Annotated in this window: 15 protein-coding genes and 1 riboswitch; of the genes, 12 read left to right on the top strand and 3 right to left on the bottom strand. The window is 49.0% G+C overall.

What is annotated here, in order from left to right; translation table 11 throughout:
* Nucleotides 1-35: 35 nt before the first annotated feature.
* Nucleotides 36-821 carry a 4Fe-4S binding protein gene (locus AC15IQ_RS14160; RefSeq protein WP_483179963.1) on the bottom strand — a complete coding sequence of 262 codons (786 nt, stop codon included), beginning with the start codon at nt 819-821 and terminating at the stop codon, nt 36-38.
* Between the two features lie 498 nt (nt 822-1,319).
* Between AC15IQ_RS14160 and AC15IQ_RS14165 the strand changes: the two genes are divergently transcribed.
* The 12 genes from AC15IQ_RS14165 to AC15IQ_RS14220 all read left to right on the top strand — a co-directional run bounded on the left by AC15IQ_RS14165 (nt 1,320) and on the right by AC15IQ_RS14220 (nt 17,325).
* Complete coding sequence (locus tag AC15IQ_RS14165) at nt 1,320-1,730, top strand: universal stress protein (protein ID WP_483179965.1); 411 nt, start codon at nt 1,320-1,322, stop codon at nt 1,728-1,730.
* 354 nt (nt 1,731-2,084) lie between these two features.
* Complete coding sequence (locus AC15IQ_RS14170) at nt 2,085-2,513, top strand: universal stress protein (protein ID WP_483179967.1); 429 nt, start codon at nt 2,085-2,087, stop codon at nt 2,511-2,513.
* 425 nt (nt 2,514-2,938) lie between these two features.
* Nucleotides 2,939-3,712, top strand: coding sequence for a formate dehydrogenase accessory sulfurtransferase FdhD (gene fdhD / locus AC15IQ_RS14175; protein ID WP_483179968.1), 774 nt, complete (start codon nt 2,939-2,941; stop codon nt 3,710-3,712).
* Between the two features lie 166 nt (nt 3,713-3,878).
* Nucleotides 3,879-3,998: riboswitch (molybdenum cofactor riboswitch) on the top strand.
* A 146-nt stretch (nt 3,999-4,144) separates the two neighbouring features.
* Nucleotides 4,145-6,826: a formate dehydrogenase subunit alpha gene (gene fdhF, locus AC15IQ_RS14180; protein ID WP_483179969.1), complete on the top strand. Its 2,682-nt coding sequence runs from the start codon at nt 4,145-4,147 to the stop codon at nt 6,824-6,826.
* Between the two features lie 11 nt (nt 6,827-6,837).
* Nucleotides 6,838-7,869: a molybdopterin-binding protein gene (locus AC15IQ_RS14185; RefSeq protein ID WP_483179970.1), complete on the top strand. Its 1,032-nt coding sequence runs from the start codon at nt 6,838-6,840 to the stop codon at nt 7,867-7,869.
* Entirely contained in the window at nt 7,847-9,070 is a 1,224-nt protein-coding gene (locus AC15IQ_RS14190; RefSeq protein WP_483179972.1) for a molybdopterin molybdotransferase MoeA, read from the top strand. The genes AC15IQ_RS14185 and AC15IQ_RS14190 overlap by 23 nt, the downstream gene beginning before the upstream one ends.
* 32 nt (nt 9,071-9,102) lie before the next feature.
* A complete protein-coding gene (locus tag AC15IQ_RS14195; protein ID WP_483179973.1) occupies nt 9,103-9,552 on the top strand; it encodes an NADH-quinone oxidoreductase subunit NuoE family protein in 450 nt (149 codons plus the stop codon).
* Nucleotides 9,553-9,568: 16 nt separating this feature from the next.
* The gene (nuoF, locus tag AC15IQ_RS14200) at nt 9,569-10,789 is read left to right on the top strand and encodes an NADH-quinone oxidoreductase subunit NuoF (protein WP_483179974.1); all 1,221 of its coding nucleotides are present in this window, start codon (nt 9,569-9,571) and stop codon (nt 10,787-10,789) included.
* A gap of 55 nt (nt 10,790-10,844) precedes the next feature.
* Entirely contained in the window at nt 10,845-11,768 is a 924-nt protein-coding gene (locus tag AC15IQ_RS14205) for a formate/nitrite transporter family protein (RefSeq protein ID WP_483179976.1), read from the top strand.
* A 258-nt stretch (nt 11,769-12,026) separates the two neighbouring features.
* The gene (locus AC15IQ_RS14210; RefSeq protein WP_483179978.1) at nt 12,027-14,804 is read left to right on the top strand and encodes a response regulator; all 2,778 of its coding nucleotides are present in this window, start codon (nt 12,027-12,029) and stop codon (nt 14,802-14,804) included.
* Nucleotides 14,805-15,671 carry a CheR family methyltransferase gene (locus AC15IQ_RS14215; RefSeq protein ID WP_483179979.1) on the top strand — a complete coding sequence of 289 codons (867 nt, stop codon included), beginning with the start codon at nt 14,805-14,807 and terminating at the stop codon, nt 15,669-15,671.
* Nucleotides 15,619-17,325: a response regulator gene (locus AC15IQ_RS14220; protein WP_483179981.1), complete on the top strand. Its 1,707-nt coding sequence runs from the start codon at nt 15,619-15,621 to the stop codon at nt 17,323-17,325. Before AC15IQ_RS14215 ends, AC15IQ_RS14220 begins: the two co-directional genes overlap by 53 nt.
* A gap of 117 nt (nt 17,326-17,442) precedes the next feature.
* Here the strand turns inward: AC15IQ_RS14220 and AC15IQ_RS14225 are convergent, their stop codons facing one another.
* Nucleotides 17,443-17,805, bottom strand: coding sequence for a hypothetical protein (locus AC15IQ_RS14225; RefSeq protein WP_483179982.1), 363 nt, complete (start codon nt 17,803-17,805; stop codon nt 17,443-17,445).
* 432 nt (nt 17,806-18,237) lie between these two features.
* Entirely contained in the window at nt 18,238-19,446 is a 1,209-nt protein-coding gene (locus AC15IQ_RS14230) for a cation diffusion facilitator family transporter (protein ID WP_483179984.1), read from the bottom strand.
* Nucleotides 19,447-19,495: the final 49 nt, after the last annotated feature.

Here is a 19,495-nt window from a genome sequence, read left to right on the forward strand (position 1 = left end):
ACGTCCCCTTGTCCCAGTCCCCTTGTCCCCCATAGTTATTCACCTAGGGGGCAGGTGCTCAAGCAGTTGAAACAGCAGTATTGAAAACCGATTAACTGGGCCTGATAGAGACGCCAGTAATGATCATCCATCAACATTCTGTTTTGTTCCTCTGGGCTACTTTTAGCTATTCTGCTCCAGAAACTTATAGCACCCCCCAGGCCATAAGGCTGTGAGTGTCTTAGGCACTTGTTTACATGAGTTTTCCCCTCCTCATCCAGCGCACCCGCCGGGCAGCTTTCTATACATATGTCGCAATAGGTGCACAGCTCCTCTTCCAAACGGGGATCAGATGGAAAATCAAGCGTGCTCAGAACCGCACTGAAAATCACCCTGCTCCCATATTTAGGATGGAGAATGAGGTTGTGCCTACCGAAAACGCCCAGCCCGGCTGCATGAGCTGCATGGCGCAGTGAAACCTCGCCGACAGCTCCGCCGGTTGATTTACTCATTTCCAGAGGATAAGAGACTGGCACAGTCATAGCCTGGTCGTGGAATTCTCTTTCCAACAGCCGGGCCAGTTTGTAGTTGCAGGAGCGGGAAAATTCCATGAGGTCCATGCGGCCGTTCATAGCTATTTGCAAGTTGGTGCTGGCGCAGCTGCTCAACTCTTTATAGGCTAGGACAACGATGGACCGGGCTTGTGGGAAGAAATCCGTCACAACCGGAGAATTGGGGCTATTATAATCTTTAAGATTGGCAAAACCTACATCATCCACACCTGCATTGTGCATAAAAATTTTAATTCGCTCTTTGGCTGCGCTTAAGTCCACATTATTCATATATTCTCCTCCTCATATAAATCCAACCAAATCTATTAATAGATAATACTGGAACAGATCCGCAACATGACGGATAACATCCTGGCCTCGAGCGATAAACTGACGTCAGGCCTCCTTTCTTCGTTTTAATGGGGCAATATACCTAATTCAGCTAAAACCATATTAATTTTCGATTCCGAACTGGTTCATACGTGATAATAAGGACAAAATACTCTATAGGGAACTGCTGACAATACAGGAAATATACAGATATTAAGTATATTGGGAATGACGGCCAGCATGAAAGGTACCTAGCATTCCGACATAAATGACATTATTCAAGAATTTATATTAAGCTTTGTTGGTTGCAGTTTTTTGGGGAAGTGAAATAATTATTAATATAATAATATAAGGTATTGTCTCTACCCTATATTGTAAAAGATGCAGATGCTGCGGTAAAACCATATTGTTTTTAAACGCAATGTCTCAACCCTATATTAAATATAAGGGGGAAAGGTAATGGTCAAAAAAATCCTAGTGCCAACAGATGGTTCTGAGTATTCACGCCGGGCAATGTCAACAGCGATCCAATATGCAAAGGCACTCAACTCGGAAATCGAGCTCCTTTATGTAATATCCGAACATCCCGCCCTTAAGGAGTACTATCCGCTGTCAGAGGAGCAGGTAACAAGACTAGGAACCAAGGTGTTCGGAGCGACACTTGAAGGGTTAGAGCCTGAACAAATCCAAATCAGTAAGAAGATCGTGACAGGCTATCCTGCCAGTGAGATTCTTAATGAAACGGCCCAGAATGTCGATCTGGTGATAATGGGAAGCCGGGGACACCGGCCGATAAAAGGTGCCTTGCTAGGTAGTGTGACCCTAAGGGTCATAGCAGCAGCCACCTGCCCGGTCATGGTAGTGAAATAACTGGGGGATGGCCCTATTGTTATCTCTGCTTACCTTACCTCTCTCAAACGCAGGCCAAGGCGACGTCAGCACCAGCAGATAGAGATTCTCCTGGAAGAGCATCGTAGTCATCCGAAGGGGCGTGAGACTTCCACCGTAGTTCAAAAGTGTTTGTAATACCGTACATGACGAAATATTATAAAAAATTGAGAATAACGGTTAAAATGCAGGAAAACGAACCTTCCCATATATACGGCATTATTCAGACATTTACATCAAGTACTGGTGGTTGCAGTATTTTAGGAGAATGAAATAATTAATATAATAGGGTTGCCATAATCAGCCCTATAAAAAATACATTAAGGGGGAAAGGTAATGGTTAAAAAGATTCTAGTACCAACAGATGGCTCCGAGTATTCGCGCCGGGCCCTATTAACTGCGGCCCAGTATGCCAAGGAACTAAATGCTGACATCAAACTCTTACATGTAGTATCCCAACCTCCCACACATATGTATGACTTTACTATAAAAGAGTATTACCCTCTGTCAAAGGAGAAGGTGGAAGAAATAGGCGCCAAAGTATTTGCTGCGACACTCGAGGGACTAGAGCTAGAAGAAATCCAAATCAGTAAGCAGGTCGTTACAGGCTATCCTGCCAGCGAAATCCTTAATGAATCAAGCGAGGAAGTTGATTTGGTGATTATTGGGAGCAGGGGACACCGGCCATTGAAAGGCGCATTGCTGGGCAGTGTGACCCAAAGGGTCATGGCAGAAGCCGCCTGCCCGGTCATGGTAGTAAAATAACTTGATATGGCGCAGGGGCCGGGGACGAAGTACCTATGACTGTCATCCTGAGGAAAAGCCGAAGGGTCTAAATATTCTTCGCTAACGCTCAAAATTGAGTTTTTGCATTATGCAAAACTCTCAAGCAATAGCAGGCTATGATCAAAGGCTCAAGTTTCGGTTATCAGCCGAAATTTGAGCCTTCTTCGTGGCAAAACTTCTGATTGGCCCTAATAAGAACCGCTTCCTGTCGCAACCTGCTTCCCCTTTAGCAGCAGCTTCGTCGCAACTGTCGCAAATTGTAATGCGGCAAAACGAGAACCATCACCTGTCGCATCCCAGCCTGGATACTTGAACACAAGTGTGATTAAATTAGTTTAACTGCACTTATCATATCGTTACTCGTGGCCATGGAATAGTGAAAACATGATAAGGGAGGCGGCAGGATGAAAGACAGGCAGTTGGTTGAAGAGCGAGAGGTAACGGTTTATGACAAAGGAAAGGTCACAGCGAGTTTTGAACCGCTCGTGGTGGAGAGTAATCTCAAGGTCGTCCTGAACGGCCAGGAAGTGGTTCAACTGGCCTCCTCACCTCAAGCCGGGAAGGAATTGGCTGTGGGTTATTTGCTCGGGGAAGGGATTATTGAGCCCTCATACCGGCTGCTCAGTATAAATCTACAGGAAAATGATGTGGTAGATTTGGTTGTTGAGGGCAAATTCGACCAACACCATCAAGCAGTGAAAACCATAAACACTTGTATAGCCAAGGGATACGGGGGATTAAGGCCTTTGATAAAGCAAGCTGTGGGGGAGAAGTTGTTCACTGCGGAGCAATTGTTAAGGATAATAAGCGAACTAGATGCCAAGTCATATACTTTTAAACGCACCGGAGGTGTGCATAGTGCAGGGTTGGGTGCGCCCCAAGGATTGGTTCAGCGCTTCGAAGATATAGGCAGGCACAACGCGGTTGATAAAGTCTTTGGCTATGCTTATCTGAATCAAATTCCCCTCTATGATAAATGCCTGGTTTTGAGCGGGCGGGTAGCCAATGAAATACTGCAGAAAGCCGCCTACAATCAGATCCCGGTTATTTTGTCACGCTCCGCACCAACCCTCCTAACGGTTGACCGGGCCAGGGAGTTGGGCATCACCGTGGTGGGGTTCGCCAGGGGAGAGCGTTTTAATGTCTACAGTCATCAAGAGAGGATTTGCTTCGAGTAAAGACATGGTTACCGTAGGAAGATTTGAGCAACTTTTTACAGTTTGAATGGTAAACAGACAAGAATATAGTATTTCCATTTATCTGCGAAATATTTCACATCTAGCAGGATTATGAAAACATTTGTCTAATGTATACACCAACTACATAAAAATTCACGCCATTAATTTCATATATTATACTCCGAGTTGCTGAGCCTAAAGCCGAAGCCACGGTTCTTCAACCGCTGGGTGGGTCTGGAAATGGACCTGCCTCCCGTGCTTGGAAAGGAGTTTGTCTTTGATATCGATTTGAAGGCGACGTTTGTCTGCTCATGGGTCAGGTGTTTGTATCATCTTCTGACCTTTGAGCGGGCAAATGCATAAACCTCCTGTTTCTAAAGCAGGAGGTTTTTTGTATTTTAATCTGTCCCAAAAATGAAAGGGGTGAAGGTTTTGGAAATGGTAACTATGGTGATGAACGGAAAGGAGGTTAAGGTTCCGGCAGGAAGCACTATTTTGCAGGCTGCGGATATGGTTGGGATCGATATTCCAAGGTTTTGCTATGATCCCGATCTGAGTCCACTGGGAGCATGCCGCATGTGCGTTGTTGAAGTAAAAGGCAATCGTCTTTTACCTGCGGCGTGTGTTACCCCGGTTTATCCAGGCATGGAAGTTGACACCGAATCAGAATCAGTAATCGAAGCCCGTAAGACAATACTTGAATTATTGGTGGCCAATCATCCTCTGGATTGTATGACCTGCGAAAAAATGGGGGATTGCAAGCTGGCTGAATACTGCTATCGCTATGGGGTGAAAGAGAGCAGTTTCGTCGGGGAGAAGCATCACTATGCTATCGATGACAGCAATCCGTTTATAAACAGGGACCTGAACAAGTGTATCCTGTGCGGTGCTTGTGTACGCGCCTGCGAGGAGATGACTGGTCAGGACAACCTGTCCTTCCTGTATCGGGGCTTTGACCGCAAAGCAACCACCGCTGGGGATGTCGACTACATCGATTCCGATTGCGTATTCTGCGGGCAGTGTGTAGCCGTATGCCCAACCGGAGCATTGACCGAGAAGACTATGGCCGGTCAGGGACGTCGCTGGGAGATTGATCGGGTACGGACTACCTGCCCATTCTGTGGCACTGGATGTAATTTTGACCTGGCGGTAAAGGACGGTAAGGTAATAGGCGTTCTGTCTAATCCGGATGCGCCCGTCAATCAACGCAGCCTGTGCGTCAAAGGACGCTTTGGCTGGGATTTCATCTATAATGAAAAGCGGCTCACTACTCCTTTGATCAAGAAGAACGGACAATTTGAACATGCATCCTGGGATGAGGCTTTTAGCTTAATTGCTACCCGATTTAAAGAAATCAAGGAAAAATACGGCCCCGATGCTTTTGCGGCTTTGAGTTCCGCTCGCTGCACCAACGAGGAAAACTTCCTGGTCAGCAAGTTTGCCCGAGCCGTAATGGGGACCAATAACGTGGACCATTGTGCTCGTACTTGACACGCGCCCACCGTGGCCGGTCTGGCCACAACTTTTGGAAGCGGCGCCATGACAAACCCAATAAGTGACATTACCAACGAGGTTGAGCTGATGTTCCTGATTGGAACCAATCCTACCGAAGCTCATCCGGTCATAGGCTATAAGATGAGACAGGCTGCCCGTAGGGGAGCTAAACTGGTAGTATGTGACCCCCGTCGAATTGACCTGGTTGATGAAGCCGACTACTGGCTGCGTGTGAAACCGGGTACTGATATACCCCTTCTCAATGGACTGATGCACATTATTATCAAGGAAGGCCTTGAAGACAAGACATTCATAGAAGAACGCACCGAGAACTATGAAGAACTCAAGGCTATTGTGGAGTCCTACACTCCGGAACGGGTTTCCGAGCTTACCGGCATATCAGTGGATGACCTGTACGCCGTAGCCCGCCTCTATGCTACCACCGATAAGGCCATGTTATTCTACACCCTGGGTATTACCGAGCATATCTGTGGAACCCGTAATGTTATGAGCTGTGCCAACCTGGCTATGCTGACCGGACACCTGGGCCGCCCGGGAACCGGAGTCTGCCCGCAGCGCGGCCAGAACAACGTTCAGGGCGCCTGCGATATGGGCGCATTGCCTAATGTATATTCAGGCTACCAGGCTGTAGGCGTGGATGCTGTGCGGGAAAAACATGAAAAGGCCTGGGGAGTGAGCCTGTCACCCAAAGTAGGCCTCAAGATTCCGGAGATGTTTGAAGCCGCCCATCATGGCAGTGTCAAGGCTATGTATATACTGGGCGAAAACCCGGTCTTGACCGATCCCAATGCCAACCACATTAAAGAAGCCCTGGCCAACCTGGAATTCTTAGTAGTGCAGGAATTGTTCCTCACTGAGACTGCGCAGTTCGCTGACGTGATTCTGCCAGCGGCTAGTTTTGCCGAGTGTGATGGCACCTTTACCAATACCGAGCGGCGCGTTCAACGGGTTCGCAAGGCAATTGAACCTATCCCCGGTCAGGCCAACTGGCAGACCATCTGTCAGATGTTTGTTGCTATGGGCTATCCCTTGAATTATAACAGCCCCAAGGAAATATGGGACGAGATGGCTTCCCTGTCGCCTTCCATGGCGGGTATAAATTATGAGCGAATAGATCAGGAGAACAGCTTGCAGTGGCCCTGCCCGACCTTAGAGCATCCTGGCACCCCGATTTTGCATGTCGGCAAATTTACTCGCGGCCTCGGCTTGTTCCAGCCTTCCGAGCATATACCGCCTGGCGAAATTCCTGATGAGGAATATCCGTTCCTGTTGTCAACCGGCCGCATTCTGTTCCACTACAATGTGACCACCCCCTATTCTGGCGGGATCAGCAGTGTGTGGGACAAAGAAATGGCTGAAGTCAATCCGGCTGATGCTGAAAAACTGGGGATTCAAACCGGAAGTTTAGTCAAGGTCACCTCCAGACGTGGCCAGGTCACCACTGCCGTGAAGGTCACCGACCGGGTAATGCCAGGTGTCATTTGGATGTCTTTCCACTTTGCTTCAACGCCCACCAATGAACTGACCAGCGCTGTATTGGATCCGATCACTGGAACCGGTGAATACAAGGTGTGCGCTGTGCAGATTGAGCCTATTTAGGAGGACTATTAATGCGCAAGGTTGCTGTGGATCAGGCCATTGGATTGATCCTGGGGCACGATATCACCCGGATAATCCCGGGAAAGAAGAAATATCGCGCCTTTAAACGGGGGCATACCATAGCTGCCGAGGATGTAAATCTGTTAAAAGATCTGGGCAAGGAACACGTGCTCATTTGGGAACCAGATGATGACTTAATGCATGAGGATGATGCCGCCTTGTTGCTGGGGTCCAGCGCAGCCGGCGCGGGGATAGAATATACCCGGCCCAATCAGGGCAGGGTTGACCTGGTTGCGCAATACGACGGTTTATTACGTATACAATTGGCGCAACTACAACAACTCAACAGCCTTGAAAATGTGATCTTCTCTACCCTGCACAATTGCCGCAGTGTAACCAAAGGGCAATGTGTTGCAGGAACCAGGGTAGTACCTGTGGCAGTGGAGCGGGAACTGATGGAAAAGGCCCAAAGGCTGTGCCGGGCCCCGTGGCCATTGGTGAGCGTAAAACCATTTCAGCCCTTGTGGGTAACGGTAATTACCACCGGCAGCGAGGTCAACAGCGGGCGCATCCGAGATGGGTTCGGCAAGGTTATCAGGAAAAAGATCACGCCATTCGGCGGCCGCTGGATGGGGCAGATAATTGTGCCTGATAACTCGGAATTGATCGCCGCAGAAATTCAAAATGCCCTGGCTGAAGGTGCTCAACTGATACTACTCACCGGGGGTATGTCGGTCGATGCTGATGACGCCACTCCGCAGGGAATAAGGATATCAGGCGCCGAGGTCGTTTCCTATGGCGTCCCGGTATTGCCAGGATCTCAGTTTATGCTGGCCTATCAGGGGCATGTGGCTATATGCGGTATCCCCGGAGGGGCTTTGTTCAGTCGTAAGACTACTCTGGATCTGTTGCTTCCCCGTATCTTCGCCGGGGAAAGGATTGAAAAAGCCGATCTGGCAGCATTGGCCCATGGAGGATTATGTGAAGGCTGCCCGGTCTGTAATTACCCGCAGTGTCCTTTTGGAAAAAACAGCTTTCTGTAAGGGGGCTAAAGAAGCCATGCAAGATCTCAGTCTGGAGCAGGCGCAACAAATCCTTTTAGAAAACCTGCCTCTCCTAGAAACAGAAACAGTTGCCCTGTCTGCCGGCTTGAACCGGATTCTGGCCCGCCAGATGACTGCTTCGCAAAGCCTGCCGGCGGCTGAGCAATCGGCGGTAGACGGTTATGCGGTGGGGAGTTCGACTTCTGCAGTACCGAGCAACTTCAGGGTAGCCGGCAGCTACCAACTGGAAGAATGCCCTAATTATCCCCTGCAGAGCAATGAGGCTGTTCGGGTCAAAACCGGTGGAGTATTGCCACCTGGAACCTGCGCGGTGGTACCCCATGAAAAGACATTTTGTAAAGCTGATTTACTTTTGGTCTACGAAAAGGTCAAAACCGGACAAAACATAAAAAGCCAGGGTGAGGATTTCCGCCAGGGAGAGGTCATCCTGAACGGTAGCACTCGGCTAACAGCTAGCGGCATCGCCTTGTTATCTGCTATGGGCGTTGATGCCGTTGAGGTTTATCGCCGACCTCGCATCGCAACCATCAATTTAGCCCCCAATGTTGTCCCGGCTCCCCTGCCGATTACCATGGGGCAGACCTGGGACAGCAATGGTCCTATGCTGTCAGCATTGGTGCAGCAGGACGGGGGAGTAGCAGTTGTCGCAGAACCCGTTGTAGTCAGCGAATTACCCCAGCGTCTGCCGGAGCTATTGAATACAGTTGACCTGTTGATCTGTACGGGAGGTTCTTACACCGAAAACGACAGTGAAGCTAGAAGCCTTTTCACTGATATTGGGGCGAAGGTTTTATATTGGGACGTAGCCATTCAACCCGGGAGTCATACCGGTGCAGCAAAAATGGATTCTCAGCTGTTGTTTTCTCTTTCTGGCAATCCGGCGGCCTGCTTCGTGGGCTACCAGCTTTTTGTGGCTCCAGTTATTAAGGCCATGTTCGGGCAAACCGGGCAGAACAGAGCCCAGGCCCGATGCATCAACGGTTTCAATAAGCCTGCCAACACCAGGCGAATGGTACGCGGAAGGGCTCTGTACAGTGACAACGGATGGGAAGTGACAGTGCTTCCCGGTCAGAAGCCGAGCATGATAAGATCGCTTTTAGATTGCAATGCACTTATTGATATCGCCGCAGGGAGTCCTGCGCTAGAACCAGGCAGCAGTGTACAGTTGATACTGCTGTAATTACACCCCAAGCAACTAGAGGAGGTGAAGTTGTGAAATCAGATTATACCGAAATTATAGCCGCTTATAAAGAAAAACCGGGGGGCATTATCGAAGCCTACCACGCCCTCCAGAGAGCTTACAACTATATTCCGGAAGAGGCGGTCGCCTCTGCGGCCCAGGCTTTTGGCATGTCAAAAGCGGAAGCCTGGGGTGTTGCTACCTTCTATTCGTATTTTAAAGTGGGAGAGCGCGGCCGCTATATCATCAGGATCTGCGAGAGCGCCCCTTGCCACATCGCTGGTGCGGATAAAGTAGTGGCCGCCCTGGAAAAACACCTGGGGATTAAGATGGGCGAAACCACACCTGACGGCAAATTCACTCTAGAATTCACTGAATGTGTTGGCCAGTGTCAAGCAACTCCGGTCATAACTATTAACTGCAAACCGTATGAAGATGTCACTCCTGAGGGAGTAGGGGAAATCTTGGCCAAATGCCAATAAAGAAAGGAGGGAAATAATGGCGCAAGAAATGCGTGTTCTATTGCCTGCTGACGCCGAGGACCTGACAAGCTATCAAGGCTACACCAACGCGGGTGGCTATAAAGCCCTGGAGAAGGCCCGTAGTATGGACAGACTGGACCTGATCGAAGCGGTCAAGAATTCCAACCTGCGCGGTCGGGGCGGAGCCGGATTCAATGCCGGTATGAAATGGAGATTCTCTTATAGTGTTGATACTGATGAAAAATACGTGATCTGCAATGCTGACGAAGGCGAACCGGGCACATACAAAGACCGAATTCTCCTGGAGACAGTACCTCACAGGGTACTGGAAGGCATGGCCATCTGTGCTTATGCCATCGGTGCCAGGCAGGGATACATTTACTGCCGGGGAGAATATCCCTTCGTAGTGGAGGCTCTCAATCAGGCAATCAAAGACGCTAAAGACAGCGGCGCTCTAGGTGACTTCGAGGTTGAGGTGCGTATGGGTGCCGGAGCTTATGTGTGTGGAGAGGAGAGCGCCCTGATCGAATCAATCGAAGGGCATCGCGGCGAGCCCCGCTTCAAGCCCCCCTTCCCGCCGGTGACCGGCCTGTGGGGTAAACCAAGTATAGTCAACAATGTGGAGACCCTGGCTTATATTCCGCTGATAGTGGAAAAAGGGTCAGATTGGTTTAAATCCATAGGTGCTGCCAATTATCCCGGCACTAAACTTTTGACATTGACAGGAGATGTTGTAGAACGTAAAATCATTGAGGTGCCTACCGATGTGACCATCCGTCAGGTGATATACGATTTCGGCGGAGGCATCAGAGGGGACAAGAATTTTAAAGCAGTGCAGATCGGTGGTACTTCCGGAGGATTCATCCCTGAGGAATTGCTGGATACTGCCATCGATTTTGATTCCATGAATGCCATCGGGGCGGTACTCGGCTCCGGAGCAGTATTCGTCATGGACGAGACCCGGGACATAGTAGACGTGGTGGAAAGGATAGCCAAGTTCTTTGAACATGAATCCTGTGGCAAATGCATCCCCTGCCGGGAAGGCACCAAACGTATGCATGAGATGATGGAACGCATCAATCATGGGCAGGGTACTGGTGATGATTTGAGCAATTTAGAGAGGCTGGGGCTGGTAATGTGCAAGGCCTGCCTGTGCGGTCTGGGCCAGGCTGCTCCGGCTCCGGTACTGACAACTCTGAATCATTTCCGCGATGAATACAAAGCTAAACTCAATTAGAAAGCGCGGGGTTCTAAGAGTAGACTGAGAAGTAATAGGGGAAAGGGTGAATTTTATGAATTGTTTTGCTCCTGGAGAAGTAGCAGGCAATGCCTGCAACATCAGCGCGGCCAAGTCCAAGCTGTCGTTCGGCAAGTTGTTTATCCTGGGCATCCTGGCCGGTGCCTACATCGGCTTCGGTGCCAACCTGGCCACAGTTATCGGCAACGACATACCCAAGTTCCTGGGTAACGGCTTAGGCCAGTTTATGTTCGGCGCCGTGTTCAGCACCGGCTTGATGATGGTGGTTATCGGTGGAGCCGAATTGTTTACCGGCAACAACATGTTTATGATGATCGGCGCCATGAACGGCTCTTGCAGCTGGGGAGACCTATTTAAGAACTGGGTTGTGGTGTGGATAGCCAACTTTGTTGGTTCACTGTTGTTAGTTTACATCGTAGCCGGCGGTTTTTATGGGGTCGGACCGGATGGTGCCGCCTCAGTAGGCTTGTTCAAAGGCGCCGTAGGGGCCAAAGCCCTGGCAGTAGCCAAAGGTAAACTGGAGTTGACCTGGAGCGCAGCATTTTTCCGGGGGATACTCTGTAACTGGCTGGTATGTATGGCGGTCTGGTTGGCTCTGGCCAGCAAAGACGTGGTTGGCAAAGTGTTCGGTATCTTCTTCCCCATTATGGCCTTCGTCGCCAGCGGGTTCGAGCATAGCGTTGCCAATATGTTCTTCATCCCCATGGGCCTGTTGGTAGCTCAGATCCCGGCTATCGTAGACGTAGCCGCAGCGAGTGCCGGCAGCCCTGAAGCCATTGCAGCCTTCAAGCTGGCGGTAACCAATGTGTTCACCTGGAAGCAGTTTATAATGAACAACCTCATCCCGGTGACCCTGGGTAACATCGTGGGCGGTTCAATTATGGTGGGTTCACTGTACTGGTTTTCCTACCTGAAAAAAGACGCTCCGGTTGCCAAAGATAAATCAACCGCAGCATAACACCAAGGCACTTGTCATATGAAGAAGGGGGCTGTCTCAAGAGGGGCAGTCCTTTTTCTTGTTGTGAGCAGCGCATGGCTAATAGGTCCTGCAGCCCCCACCTGTTCCCCCTTTCAGGCATCAGCTCTAACTGGGCTGCCATAAAATTTAATTCTATTCAAAAATTTACTAAAAGCGACAAATTTGGCGTGGGTTTAGAGGTACAATGGTTTTTGGGGCCATAATTAGTACATAAAATGGGGAAATGGGGATTTGAAGTTGAACCTCAGAAATCGCTTGTTACTGGGCACGGTGATGCTGCTGACTTTGCAGCTATTGTTTGTCGGATTGGTGGTCAGCACCTTAAATCAGAACAATAAAGCCATGGAGGAAATCCTTCAGCAGAGATATGCCGTAATAAATAATATAAACTCCATTCGTTATGAACTGAACAATATTAGTCTATGCCTGCATAAAGCCAGTGCAGGCGGACATGATCCCTTGGAACAAGTACGTAACGTAAATGATTCGATTCTGCATATCAACTCAATGCTGCAACGCCTGGAGACTTATGACAATACCCCTGCAGCGCTCGATATTCTAGCCAGGTTTAACACTGCCTATTACGATTATCGAGACGTAGTGAGACAAACCGTATCATATATCGAACAAGGCCAATCACAAACCCTGGTGAACAGATTATCAGATGTTGAAGAAACACTGTACAACTCCCTCGCAGTTACGGTGGTGGAGTTTCGAACAGTGCAGGAGCAATTGATGATTGAGGCTTTAGATCGTTCCCAGGCCTCATTCGCACGTATGATGAGGATGCTGGTGCTTTTCTTCATTATTTATCTGTTCCTGTGCATAGGAATTGTCACCTGGGTATTGCGCAGCATGATCAGAAATATTTCTAAGTTAACCACGGTGATTTCTTCTGCAGCTGATAAAAGCTCCGATATGCCCAGACTTGACATCGATTCCCACGACGAGCTGGGTACAATTGCAGAGGCGTATAACCGGATGGCCACAGGAATTGAAAATTTCGCCAGAAAAGAGCGGGAGACGGCTTTGCTAATGCAGCAAAGAACCTGGCTAAGTACCAATATCGCCGAACTAACCACCTCGTTTCAGGATGCTCCCAATACCGAGGAATTAGGCAGCTTTTTCATCGGCAAGGTCTGTTCCCTGATTGCGGCTCCATACGGCGTGATTTATCTCCGCCAGGATGATGAAGTTTTCACCCAGCTGGCAGCCTATGCTGCAGATACTTCAGTTGATACTCCCCAGAGTATTCATATCGGAGAAGGCCTTATCGGACAATGTGCCAAAGAAAAGCAAAAAATTGTTATTGATCAGACCCCCGAAAATTATATCAAGATAAATTCTGGTTTAGGCTCAGCAGCTCCGGTAGCTTTGACCATATTTCCGGTGGAATTCGGCGATCAAGTACTAGCCGTTGTGGAAATAGCTTCATTCAAGCCCTGCAGCGATCTGCATCATGAGCTATTGGATAAAGCCGCCAGCAATCTCGGCATATTTCTTTTTGGGTTTATGCAGCAAATACAGATTAAGCAACTGCTCAATGAAAGTCAGCTATTGAATGAGGAACTGCGGGTGCAGGCTGAAGAATTGCAGAGCCAGTCAGAGGAACTGCAGAGCCAGCACGAAGAGATGAAAACCATCAATGAACAACTTGAAGCCCAAAATCTCAAGGTTGAGCAGCGCCGCATGGAGATGGAAGCGATGCGCAACGAGCTGCAGGAGAAAAACGATCAGCTTATACAAGCGTCTGAGTTTAAGTCACAATTCCTGGCCAACATCTCCCACGAGTTGCGCACTCCTTTAAACAGCATTTTGATACTGGCGGAAATCCTGGCCCAGAACCCTGATGAAAACCTCACTTCCAAACAGGTGGAATTCGTGACGACCATTTATAATTCCGGACGTGACCTGCTCAACCTAATCAACCAGGTTCTGGATCTGACCAAGATCGAGGCTGGCAAAATGGATATCCATTACACTGAAATCATCTTGTCGGAATGGATAGACGCCATCAAAAGCCACCATTTATTGGAGGCGAGCCGTCGCGGTATAGACTTCGCGGTGGAAATCGACCCTGAGCTGCCCGACATCATTTACAACGACGAACAGCACTTATCGCATATTATCAATAACTTGTTGTCCAATGCTTTTAAGTTCTCTCCGCACGGTCGGGTTAAGTTGAGTCTGAATCGGTCGCAACGATCCTTTAGCGATCAATACCCGGCTCTGCAAAAGGCCGATTGGGCGATGGAGATAGTGGTCAGGGACAATGGCATCGGTATTCCTGCTGACAAACAGGAACTCATATTTGAAGCCTTCATGCAGGCCGATGGGGCGACCAACCGTATTTACGGAGGTTCAGGGCTGGGATTGTCAATATGCCGTCAGACTGCCTGGCTTCTGGGAGGGTATATCGAGGTCGACAGTCAGTCGGGCCAGGGCAGCACCTTCAGGGTATTTGTCCCCTGCGACGCAGGGTTGTTGGAAGATCAGGTCGCCAGCAGCACAGATATCCAAGAATTGCCTTTGCAGGTACAGACCCATGCGCCCCTTGATTATTCACCTAAAGAACTGTCAACGCCCTCCGACGGTGTGGATGAATCGCCGTTTCAGGGCAGTGAAACCATCCCGATGAATCTTAAGGATAAGACGATACTTCTGGTCGATGATGATATGCGCAATATTTTTGCTCTTACCTCGGTGTTGGAAAACAAGCAAATTGGAGTGTTGTTTGCTGAAAACGGCAAGGAGGCCATACAGGTTCTGCTGGAGCATCCTGAAATCGACCTCATCATCATGGATATAATGATGCCCGAAATGGATGGCTACGAGGCTATCAAGAATATTCGGGCTATGCCGGAATATCGGGAATTGCCCATAATCGCCCTGACTGCCAAGGCTATGAAAGGTGATCGCCTCAAATGCATCGAGGTGGGGGCCTCGGATTATATGAATAAACCAGTGGAAATCGAACAATTGCTGTCATTAATAAGTGTATGGATGTATAAATAAATGGATGCGGTCAGGCGCAGTATTCAACCAAGCACAGATGACGGCGAAGAACTGGAACAGATCGAGATCTCCGTTCTTTTGGAGGCCATATACCGCCGTTATGGCTATGATTTCCGGGACTACAATTACGGTTCCATACGTCGTCGCATAAAACACCGCATGAGCTGCCTGAATCTCAATACCGTGTCAGCGCTGCAGGAGATGGTTTTACACCAACCCCGTGTTTTTCAAGCCTTGGCCGCTGATTTTACCATCAGCGTGACCGAAATGTTCCGTGATGCCAATTTTTTCCTGGCCATGCGCGAACAGGTGTTACCATCCTTAAAGTCTCATCCATTGATCAGGGTGTGGCATGCGGGCTGTTCTACCGGTGAAGAGGTCTATTCTATGGCCATATTGCTGAAGGAAGCCGGGCTTTACAGAAAATGTCGGATTTATGCTACAGATATCAATCCCAGTTCACTAGCCCAGGCGGAAAAAGGCATTTACCCACTGCATAAGATGCAGCAATATACCCGCAACTATTTGTCTTCCGGGGGAAAAAGGGCCTTTTGCGAATATTACCGGGTAAGAGGACATGAGGCGATTTTCGACCGGGATTTTAAGTCTAATATGGTATTTGCCCAGCACAATTTGGCCACTGACAGCTCATTTAATGAATTCCATCTCATTATCTGCCGGAATGTGTTGATATATTTTAATGGTGATCTGCAGCGGCGAGTGAAACAGCTTTTTTACAGGAGCCTGGCCTCCGCAGGCTATCTGGCCTTGGGAAGCAAAGAGGGCATTGAAAACATCAAGGGTGGGGAGTATTATGAAATCATCGATGCCGGTAACAAAATCTACCGCAAGAAATCCCGCAACTGATCCCGGCATAGTAAATGTGCTGGCGGTTGATGACCATATCGAGAATCTGGTAGCCATAGAAGCTATTCTAGCTTCTCCTCGCTATAATATCTGTTCGGTGACATCCGGTACCGAGGCCTTAAAGCAAATCATGCATCAGGATTTCGCGCTGATTCTTATGGATGTGCAGATGCCGGGAATGGATGGTTTTGAAACCGCCTGGCTGATCAAATCCCGACGTAAGAGCCGGCAGATTCCCATTATCTTCATAACTGCCATCAATCAGGCCATGGAGCATGTAGAGCGCGGTTATGCGGTAGGGGCTATCGATTACATATTTAAGCCCTTCAATCCTCAAACCCTGCGGTGGAAGGTAGAAGCCCTAATCGATTATCAAGCCTATTATTACGAAGTCGAGGCGCAGAGCAGGTTGTTGCAGCAGAAGGCGCAGGAATTGGAAGCTGCTTACCAGCAGCTCCATCATGTCAACACCAATCTGGAGCAAATGGTAGAAAAGCGCACCCAGGAACTGCTGGTCTCCAACCGTGAACTGCAGCGGGAGAGCGAAGAACATAAACTAACCAAAGAACACTTCCGCAAAGTATTTGAACTGAGTCCCACCTTGATGTCAATCCGATCTCTTGAGGACGGCAGCATTGTGGATGTGAACCGCAGCTGGCTGGAAGTGATGGGCTACCAGCGGGAGGATTTGGCCTCGCTGACCGATCAGTCATTGTATATCCCCCAAGCTCATAGCCAGGAGGGGGTAATGCTTGAACTGCAAGGGGAATTACGCAACTGTAAGGTGAAATTTTTGACCAAAAATGGGCTGGTCCACCATGGCCTGCTGTCCACCGAATTATTGTACACTCGTGGAGCACAGCAGGTGCTGGCTGTGGTCACAGATGTAACCGAGATGGTTGAACTGCAGAAAGAAGTGAACCGGCTGGACCGGCTCCATCTGGTGGGGGAAATGGCGGCCTCCATCGGCCATGAGATCAGAAATCCCATGACAGCAGTGCGGGGTTTTCTTCAATTGCTGGCTACCGAAGAGAATGTCGGCAGCCAAGAATATTATGAGCTGATGATCAGTGAATTGGACCGGGCCAATGACATCATATCCGTATTCCTCGACTTGGCAGGGAACAAAGCCGTAAAACTGCACCTCAATTCTATCAATGAGATCATCGCAACCATCTATCCGCTGTTATCTGCCGAGGCTCTGCATGGAGACAAGAATATAGTGCTGGAACTGGGTGAAGTGGCCCCCTTGCTGCTGGACGAGAAAGAGATCCGGCAGTTGATCATGAATCTTTGCCGCAATGGCCTGGAGGCCATGCCGAGCGGTGGAGCTATTTATATTAAAACCTGGCAGCAAGAAGATGAGGTCATACTCACGGTCAGAGACCAGGGCCCAGGGATAGCGGCGGAATTAATGGAAAAGATCGGCACCCCGTTTGTGACCACTAAAGCTACCGGTACCGGTCTCGGATTGCCGGTATGCTTCAGTATTGCCCACCGCCATAAGGCTCGCGTTGATATTCAGACCGGGAAGACGGGGACTAGCATTTCAGTGATTTTTCCGATCGATCAGGCGGTACCGCTGCAGCATAGCCCGAGTGGGTCGGCGCAAGCTAGCCTGGACCAGTCATTTAACGAAGCGAATACCATATAAAAGACTATAGCCCCCGGCATTTGTCATAATCCGGGGGCTAGACTCTAGGTATATTGGAATAGATGATAGCGGTGCTGGTTTCCAATTCCATCATATGGTCAGTTCCTTATAATTTAGTTAAAGTTCCATGACCGGTCCACCATGGCTGTAGAAGTAAGCTAGTTTCTCGTTCAGATAGCCTATTGATACCTGTTTGGGGCCCTCTTCAGTAAGCAATGCGACCGTCTCCCGGCCAGAATATGCCTTTCTCCGATTGCGGGTGGCAACCGAACTCATAATAACACCATCCTTTTCCTCCAATATTGGTCCCCCGTTGGTTACAAAACCGGCCAGGTTTTGTTCCAGACCCTCGCTGCTGATCCGGTTCTGTGCCGCCGGATAGGGGACCAGGGTGAGCTTGTCGGTGGCGGAAGAGGTTTTATCCTCGGGTCGGTTCTGCAACTTAGTATCATGGTTGTTGATCATTAATGCTTGTTCCATTATATTGTGCCTCCTTTCCTGTATTACGATTACTTTGTGAATTATTTAACATTAATGCAAACAACGTGCCAACTGAGAAGAAGATTAAAAATGACACCGCACTGGCTTTAAACGGGGGTTATTAAGAGGAGGGCGAAAGCTGACACCTGACCGTCTTCATTCAGGATGTGTCAATAGTGTATCAAAAGTGTAAGATATTGAGACACTCCTGACGCAGAGGACACAATGCCCGTATTGGCATTTTTAAATATTGAAGCCCTTATGACGCAGTCAACGCAGAGGCGGTTCTCTGTTACATCATACCCGGTTGTATTTACAGGACAACAGCTATTTAGACTATTGGCGGGCCGTCTCCGACTTGCAGCGCAGAGGGCCCGCTTGAAAACTTTTTCAATGCTAAGGGATTGGCTATAGTGCCGCCGCCGTTTGGCCTTACTTGTAAAAGCTGGCGTGCAGTTGATTCAGACTGTTGAGATGATCAACACTGCCGACATGATCAATGACCACCTCATAGTGGGGACAATCACGCTGTATCTTGTTGCGTACCCGTCTTTTCAGTTCTGTATAATGGTCCTCGGGGATTTCCCTTCCTACCTCCAGATCAAAGATGACATTAATTTTGTTCTCTGCCTGAGCAATACGAAAATCGCGCAAGCGCAAGTTGTTTTCATCCCGAAGGCAGTTTTCGGTTTCAGCTTTGACCCGCTCAATCTTTTCCATATCGGTGGAAATGGGGTCCATGTGGATGATAATATTGATGCCCAGCTCGGTTTTAACCTGTCTTTCCAGCGTATCTATAGTGCCGTGGACTTCCACGATGTTCATGTAATCGGGGACTTCGGCGTGGATGGAGGCTATAATTCGGTTAGGGCCGTAATCATGAACCTCCAGGTCATGAGTTCCGAACACACAATTGCCAGCGCATACCAATTCATTAATCCTTTCAACCAGAATGGGATCTGGCGCCGAACCAAGCAGCAGATTGACGGTCTCTCGGGCGATATCAAAACCTGCATAGAGGATTATCAGGGAAATCAGCAAACCGGCCATGCCGTCGATGGGAAAATCAGTATAAAGCCCGACCAGCATCGAGACTATGACCAGTCCTGTAGCCAGACAGTCGTTTAAACTGTCGAAAGCATTGGCTCTGCTGATGCTGGAATTGATGGTTTTAGCGATGTAAGAATTATAGGCGAACATCCATAATTTAACCAAAATGGTCGTGATCAGGATAATCAATACCGCGGTGCTGAAGGTGACTCTTTGGGGATGGATCAGTTTATCATAAGAAGTGCGCAACAGCTCAAAGCCGACCGCGAAAATGATGAAGGCCACCACCAGTGCAGCTATATATTCAAAACGCCCGTGTCCATAGGGGTGCTCTTCATCGGCGGGGCGATTGCTCAGTTTGGCCCCCAGGATGGAAACCAGCGAGGATCCCATATCAGTCAGATTGTTGAATGCATCCGATATCACCGCGATGCTATTGATGAACAGGCCGATAGCAAGTTTGGTAATGAACAGGAGCATATTGCAGACGATGCCCACAATTCCGGAGAGCACCAGATAGGACTCCCGGACTTTGCGGTCGGAGACATTCTCATAATCTTTTATCCATTTTCTTATCAGGTACTTGATCATTTATCTTAGCCTTTTCTTAAAACTGACCGCTAGACCAGTTCGGCGACCT

This window comes from Syntrophomonas sp. DTU019 (genome assembly GCA_913757435.1).
In the GTDB taxonomy this organism is placed as follows: domain Bacteria; phylum Bacillota; class Syntrophomonadia; order Syntrophomonadales; family Syntrophomonadaceae; genus DTU019.

What these genes read in the sequence shown, in the direction of transcription:
- AC15IQ_RS14215 (WP_483179979.1), top strand. Translation starts at nt 14,805, where the DNA reads ATGGATGCGGTCAGGCGCAGTATTCAACCAAGCACAGATGACGGCGAA.
- AC15IQ_RS14160 (WP_483179963.1), bottom strand. Translation starts at nt 821, where the DNA reads ATGAATAATGTGGACTTAAGCGCAGCCAAAGAGCGAATTAAAATTTTT.
- AC15IQ_RS14185 (WP_483179970.1), top strand. Translation starts at nt 6,838, where the DNA reads ATGCGCAAGGTTGCTGTGGATCAGGCCATTGGATTGATCCTGGGGCAC.
- AC15IQ_RS14230 (WP_483179984.1), bottom strand. Translation starts at nt 19,446, where the DNA reads ATGATCAAGTACCTGATAAGAAAATGGATAAAAGATTATGAGAATGTC.
- AC15IQ_RS14170 (WP_483179967.1), top strand. Translation starts at nt 2,085, where the DNA reads ATGGTTAAAAAGATTCTAGTACCAACAGATGGCTCCGAGTATTCGCGC.
- fdhD (WP_483179968.1), top strand. Translation starts at nt 2,939, where the DNA reads ATGAAAGACAGGCAGTTGGTTGAAGAGCGAGAGGTAACGGTTTATGAC.
- AC15IQ_RS14220 (WP_483179981.1), top strand. Translation starts at nt 15,619, where the DNA reads ATGAAATCATCGATGCCGGTAACAAAATCTACCGCAAGAAATCCCGCA.
- nuoF (WP_483179974.1), top strand. Translation starts at nt 9,569, where the DNA reads ATGGCGCAAGAAATGCGTGTTCTATTGCCTGCTGACGCCGAGGACCTG.
- AC15IQ_RS14165 (WP_483179965.1), top strand. Translation starts at nt 1,320, where the DNA reads ATGGTCAAAAAAATCCTAGTGCCAACAGATGGTTCTGAGTATTCACGC.
- AC15IQ_RS14205 (WP_483179976.1), top strand. Translation starts at nt 10,845, where the DNA reads ATGAATTGTTTTGCTCCTGGAGAAGTAGCAGGCAATGCCTGCAACATC.
- AC15IQ_RS14225 (WP_483179982.1), bottom strand. Translation starts at nt 17,805, where the DNA reads ATGGAACAAGCATTAATGATCAACAACCATGATACTAAGTTGCAGAAC.